The following is a 5,686-nucleotide window of genomic DNA, read 5'->3' on the forward strand; positions in this document are numbered from 1 at the left end:
ACTATGTGTGGTGCATCAAATTTAATTACATAATCCAAAGCTACAGGATGAACTCCAGCTCTTGGGGGGTCAAGAACAATGCTATCTGGCTTATCCTTTACCTCTTTAATAACTTTTGCTATATCACCTGCTATAAACTCACAATTAGAGAGTCCGTTAATTCTTGCATTTTCATTAGCCGCTGCAACTGCTTCGTCGATTAACTCAATTCCTAAAACTTTTTTTGCTTTAGCTGCTACAATTTGTCCTATAGTTCCAGTTCCGCAATATAGATCAAACACTACTTTTGATTCAGCTGTTCCTAAAAAATCTCTAACTAAACTATAAAGCTTTTCTGCTCCACTTGTATTAGTTTGAAAAAATGCAAAAGGATTAATTTTAAATTTAAGATCTAATAATTCTTCCATAATATAATCTCTTCCGTATAATATTTCAATTTTATCAGCATGAACTACATCTGCATATCCGTCATTTGATGTATGTATTATTCCCGTTATGGTTCCAGCACATTTTAATTCTTTAAGCATATTAGTTATTTCACTAAAATCAAAATCTACCTGAGTTGTAGTTACCATATTTACTAATATCTCACCAGTGTTTTTAGCCTTTCGAACAACTAAATTTCTTAAAAACCCCTCATGTTCCATTACTTTATAGTGTGGTAATCCTAGCTCTTTAAAATAGTTTAAAACTATTTTTAGAATCTCTCTAAAATCTACATCCACAATTCTACAATCATCTACAGTAACTATACTAAAGCTTCTTCCTTTGGTATGCATACCTAAAGTTAATTCGCCATCTTTTTGAAAGTCACCAAATGTAAATTCCATCTTATTTCTATATTCGAATACATCAGGACTCTTTTCTATGCCTAAAAATTCGAAATTCTTTATATCTGCTTCATCAAACAACCTTAATACCTGCTGTTTTTTCAATTCTAATTGTTTTTCATAAGTAAGAAATTGATGGCTACAACCCCCACATAAATCCGTAATCGTGCATTGAGGCTTAATTTTATAATCCACATCCTCAATGATTCTTACTAGTTTAGCTTCCACTCCCACCTGTTTCTTTTTTGCTACTCTACCAATTACCTTTTGCCCTGGCAAAGTACTTTTAATTGAAACTTTTTCACCTTCGTAAAATGCTATACCTTGCGCTGGAAACTCTATGTCCTCTATGTAAAATTCATATTCTTTTCTTTTTTGCATATTCTTTTAAAACCCCTATCCTTTTGTAATGATTAGTCCCGATATTTTTTTACCAATGGTAGTAGAATTTTTTCCACTTTCCATAATGCTCATGTATAATACCATAACAACCATAAAGATTATAAATGACATTTGGAATTTTTGCGTTATAGCATATCCTGCTACTTTGAGTACCGCATCTGCTCCATATACTCCAACTGTTGATATTCCGCCTATAACTACTAAATCTATGATGCTAGCTTTAAGTGTATCAAGAAAATTAGGTTTTATAACTTTAGCCACATTTGAATTATCAGAGGTCATACCCTGTTTCTTAATATCCGCTTGGATTAATTCTTCATTTTCTGCTATACCTTCATCTTCTGCTACACCTTTATTCTCTATATTATCTGTTTCCTCAATAACATTTTTGTTTTCTTCTTTTTGTTCTAACATTGTAAATCCTCCTTATATTATACTATTATAGTTCATAATGTTTATATATTAATTCTGCAACGGGAAATATTCACATAAACTTTTACTCCCACCTATATATAATACGTATATATGCAGTATAAATCAAGTGGCTAATGTGTATCATTCAAAAACAAACTAATATATTTGGTAACTATTTCGGGTTGACATCATTACTTATGGTACTTATGGTACTTATGGTAAATGAATAAAACTCTTTAATATAAATTAAAGCTCTTTAATATATATTAATAATCATCTATAATGACATAGAAACCCTATATTCATTTTTGGTTTAATAAACTTAGGTAGGTGTTATATGATTACTAAAATTGTTCTTCTATGTATGGCTGGTTTTTTAGGGGCTTTTGTAGATTCCATAGCTGGAGGCGGAGGACTCATAACCGTACCTGCCTTTATGCTTGCAGGACTACCTCCTCACATGGTACTTGGTACTAACAAATTTAGTGCCACTGCTGGTTCTTTTACTAGTTCTCTTAAATTTATAAAATCGGGTAAGGCTAATTTTAAACTTTTAAAATATCTTATTCCATTTGCATTCCTAGGTTCTCTGATTGGTGTTAACGCAGTACTACGTGTAGACCAAAAGTTTCTTAATACATTAGTGTTAATTCTTATCATGTTTATCGGAATTTATACTCTTTTTTCTAAATCATTAGGACTTGAAGATAAATTTCAAGGGCTTACTAAAAAAAATGTGATATATGGCGTAGTCCTTGCTCTTTCTTTAGGTTTCTATGATGGTTTTTTCGGTCCTGGTACTGGCTCCTTTCTAGTTTTCGGATTAATAAATATCTTCGGATTCAACTTTGTATCCTCTTCTGCTAACGCTAGAGTTTTAAATTTCACCAGTGGCTTTACAGCCCTAATTTTGTTTGCCCTAAGTGGCAAAATAGATTATATGATAGGAATACCAGTGGCAGTATCTATGGTTATAGGAGCTAAAATGGGTACAAGTGTTGCGTTAAATAAGGGCTCGAAACTTATAAAACCTATATTCGTAATAATGTCACTCGCTGTTGCCTTTAAAATGCTCATTAGCCTTTTTTAACTAGCCTTAAATAATAAAAAAAGCAAATGATTTATTTCATCTGCTTTTTTTATTATCTTAAATGTACCTTACCCTTGATTGTAATATTTTCCAATATGATGAAAACCTGATTTTTCTATTTCACTGAGCACTAAACTTTGAATAAGATAAGACTGAATAGTATCCTTATGAAGATTTTCTATTTCTTTTTCAATAGCCCTACCTAAATTATCAAGATCTGATTCATTAAGTGGTTCATTAGCATCGTCAGAAGCTCTAGCTACGCTAGTTTTTATTTTGTTTACATCAAAATTTTGGAGTCTTCCATCTTGTTTAATAACCTTCATATTATCATCTCCTATGTATAATTATCACCTAATTATAATCTTTACTCATTATATAATTAAAGATTTAATCCTTAAATTCTATAGCATACTACTATAATATAAAACATTATCGGAATATTCAAGCTTTTTACACAATATTTTTAAGAACGGCTCTCAATATTACTTTTGATAACCGTCCTAAGTCAGACTTCATGTGTTTATTTTATATACTCAAAATATCTTACTACCTTCTCTTTGCATATTATAGTATGTAATGAGTTTTTGTCATCCTAGAACAACAGAACGCCTGCACTAGTAACTAAATAATAAATAAAATTTCTCCGGAATGACTTGCAATAAGAAACGACAAAACAATTGAAATTTGATTTAGAAATTCTTCTTTTGCTAATGTAAAATCCTCGTAAGCCTGCCAGGACGGCAGGCTAGCGAACCTGAGGCAGGACGCCGAATGCATAACAATTAATAATTGTTATGTCCCCCAGCGAACTACCCAGAGGAGAGCGATAGAGGATTTTACATGAGCAAAAGATTAGAATTTCACAATCAAATTTCCTGTTTCGAGTTCGCTTGCAAGGCACGCAGGAGAATCATGATACATTTTTTTTATTCTATTTTCCCAATATCTGTTCTATAGTACATTCCATCAAACTGAATTTTTTTCATATCAGCATAAGCTATTTCCCTTGCTTTTTCCAGTGTTTCACCAAACCCTGTTATTCCTAGTACTCTTCCACCAGTAGTCTTAAGCACACCATTCTCGCCTGCAGCACCTGCTACAAATAGTTTACCTTCTAATTTATCGTTCTCACTTATTTTAAATCCTGTATCGTAGCTACCAGGGTAACCTTTCGATGTAGCAATTAGGCAGCAGGAATATCCAGCCTTCCATTCTAAATTAAAGCTTGAAAGTTCCCCCTTTATAGCACTAATTACAAGTCCTGTAAAATCACTTTTCATAAGTGGAAGAACTGCTTGCGTTTCAGGGTCCCCCAGTCTTACATTATATTCTAGCAAATACACACCTTTTTTCGTTATCATTATTCCAAAAAATATTATCCCATTGTAATCCATTGTTTCCTCTTGAATTCCCCTAAGGGTAGGTGCTAAAATATTCTTTTCGAATTCATCTAATACTTGTTTATTGCAATATGGATTTGGTGCTATAGCTCCCATACCTCCTGTATTAGGTCCAATACCTCCGTCGAATATTTGTTTATGGTCTTTTGAAGATACAAAAGGAATTATAACTTTCCCATCTGTTATAGATAGTATAGATGCCTCTACACCTTCTAAAAACTCTTCAATTACGATTTTCTTCCCACTACCTTTAAATATATCTAATACCATAAAATCATTTATACTTTTACTCGCTTCGGTAAAATCAGTACAAATAATTACTCCTTTACCTGCTGCAAGTCCATCTGCTTTAATTACTATAGGATATTCGCAATTTTTTAAATACTCTATAGCTTTATTCTCCTCTTCAAAAACTTCATATGCAGCTGTTTTTATGCCGTACTTTTTCATAAATTCTTTAGAATAAGCTTTACTTCCTTCAAGCTTCGCCGCCTTTTCGCTAGGTCCTAAAATATTAAGTCCTTTTTCTTTAAATTTATCTACAATTCCTTGTACAAGCCATTCCTCTGATCCAACTATTGTAATATCTATTTTATTTTGCATAGCAAATGCTAAAAGCTCATCCATCTTAGTAATATCAAGGTTCTCACACTTACGCTCGCGGCTAGTGCCACCATTACCTGGTGCACAATACACCACCTCAACGGTGGGATTTTCTGCAATCTTTGACACTAAAGCATGTTCGCGTCCCCCAGAACCAATAACTAACACCTTCATATTAAATCCTCCTAATGTTTGAAATGTCTTATACCTGTAAACACCATAGAAATTCCTTTTTTATCGCACATTTCTATTGATTGCTCGTCTTTAATAGAACCACCTGGTTGAATAATTGATTTTATGTTATATTTTGCAGCGAGTTCCACAACATCTCCAAATGGGAAAAATGCATCTGATGCTAGTATTGTACCATCTCCTGCTCTTTCTAATGCTTGCTGTGCTGCCCATATTCTATTTACCTGGCCTGCACCAATACCCTTAGTCACACCATCCTTAACTATTACAATAGCATTTGATTTAACATACTTAACTACTACCATTGCAAAAACCAAATCCTTCATCTCTTGCTTAGAAGGTTTATTTTCAGTAACTACTTTTATATCGTCTATTAATTTATCATCTGAACTTTGCACTAATATTCCGCCATCAACGTTAACTATATTAACTTTTCCTACAGCTTTACTCATGCATTTTATAATTCTTAAGTTTTTCTTGCTTTTTAAAACTAGTAACGCTTCATCATCAAATTCTGGCGCAATAACTACTTCTAAAAATATCTTTATAAGTTCTTCTGCAGTTTCTTTATCTACCTTTTTATTAAAAGCTACAATGCCTCCAAATATAGACATAGGATCGCACTCATATGCCTTTTTATATGTATCAAGTACACTACTACCTATAGCTACTCCACAAGGTGTATTGTGCTTTAAGGCGCAACAAGCAGTTTCATCGAATTCGCATACTACCTTCCATGCAATGTCCATATC

The 5,686-nt window shown here is 32.8% G+C and carries 5 protein-coding genes and 1 pseudogene; 1 reads left to right on the forward strand and 5 read right to left on the reverse strand.

What is annotated here, in order from left to right; genetic code table 11:
* Positions 1-1,211 (reverse strand): 23S rRNA (uracil(1939)-C(5))-methyltransferase RlmD (rlmD, locus tag JJE11_RS13470; RefSeq protein ID WP_291636453.1); only part of this gene is annotated, 1,211 nt, incomplete at its 3' end.
* Positions 1,212-1,226: 15 nt separating this feature from the next.
* Positions 1,227-1,646, reverse strand: a complete 420-nt coding sequence (locus tag JJE11_RS13475; protein ID WP_291636455.1) for a hypothetical protein — start codon at positions 1,644-1,646, stop codon at positions 1,227-1,229.
* A gap of 337 nt (positions 1,647-1,983) precedes the next feature.
* On the opposite strand from JJE11_RS13475, the gene JJE11_RS13480 reads away from it, so the two are divergent.
* Positions 1,984-2,736 carry a TSUP family transporter gene (locus JJE11_RS13480; protein WP_291636457.1) on the forward strand — a complete coding sequence of 251 codons (753 nt, stop codon included), beginning with the start codon at positions 1,984-1,986 and terminating at the stop codon, positions 2,734-2,736.
* A 68-nt stretch (positions 2,737-2,804) separates the two neighbouring features.
* Here JJE11_RS13480 and JJE11_RS13485 read toward each other — a convergent pair whose 3' ends face one another.
* The 3 genes and pseudogenes from JJE11_RS13485 to JJE11_RS13495 form a co-directional block, all read right to left on the reverse strand.
* The gene (locus JJE11_RS13485; protein ID WP_291636459.1) at positions 2,805-3,062 is read right to left on the reverse strand and encodes an ATP cone domain-containing protein; all 258 of its coding nucleotides are present in this window, start codon (positions 3,060-3,062) and stop codon (positions 2,805-2,807) included.
* A gap of 603 nt (positions 3,063-3,665) precedes the next feature.
* Positions 3,666-4,916, reverse strand: coding sequence for a phosphoribosylamine--glycine ligase (gene purD / locus JJE11_RS13490; protein WP_291636461.1), 1,251 nt, complete (start codon positions 4,914-4,916; stop codon positions 3,666-3,668).
* 11 nt (positions 4,917-4,927) lie between these two features.
* Positions 4,928-5,686: pseudogene (locus JJE11_RS13495) on the reverse strand (bifunctional phosphoribosylaminoimidazolecarboxamide formyltransferase/IMP cyclohydrolase); the annotation flags it as partial.

It is taken from the genome of Clostridium sp., from assembly GCF_016650095.1.
Taxonomy (GTDB): domain Bacteria; phylum Bacillota; class Clostridia; order Clostridiales; family Clostridiaceae; genus Clostridium_AD.

What these genes read in the sequence shown, in the direction of transcription:
- JJE11_RS13485 (WP_291636459.1), bottom strand. Translation starts at nt 3,062, where the DNA reads ATGAAGGTTATTAAACAAGATGGAAGACTCCAAAATTTTGATGTAAAC.
- purD (WP_291636461.1), bottom strand. Translation starts at nt 4,916, where the DNA reads ATGAAGGTGTTAGTTATTGGTTCTGGGGGACGCGAACATGCTTTAGTG.
- JJE11_RS13475 (WP_291636455.1), bottom strand. Translation starts at nt 1,646, where the DNA reads ATGTTAGAACAAAAAGAAGAAAACAAAAATGTTATTGAGGAAACAGAT.
- JJE11_RS13480 (WP_291636457.1), top strand. Translation starts at nt 1,984, where the DNA reads ATGATTACTAAAATTGTTCTTCTATGTATGGCTGGTTTTTTAGGGGCT.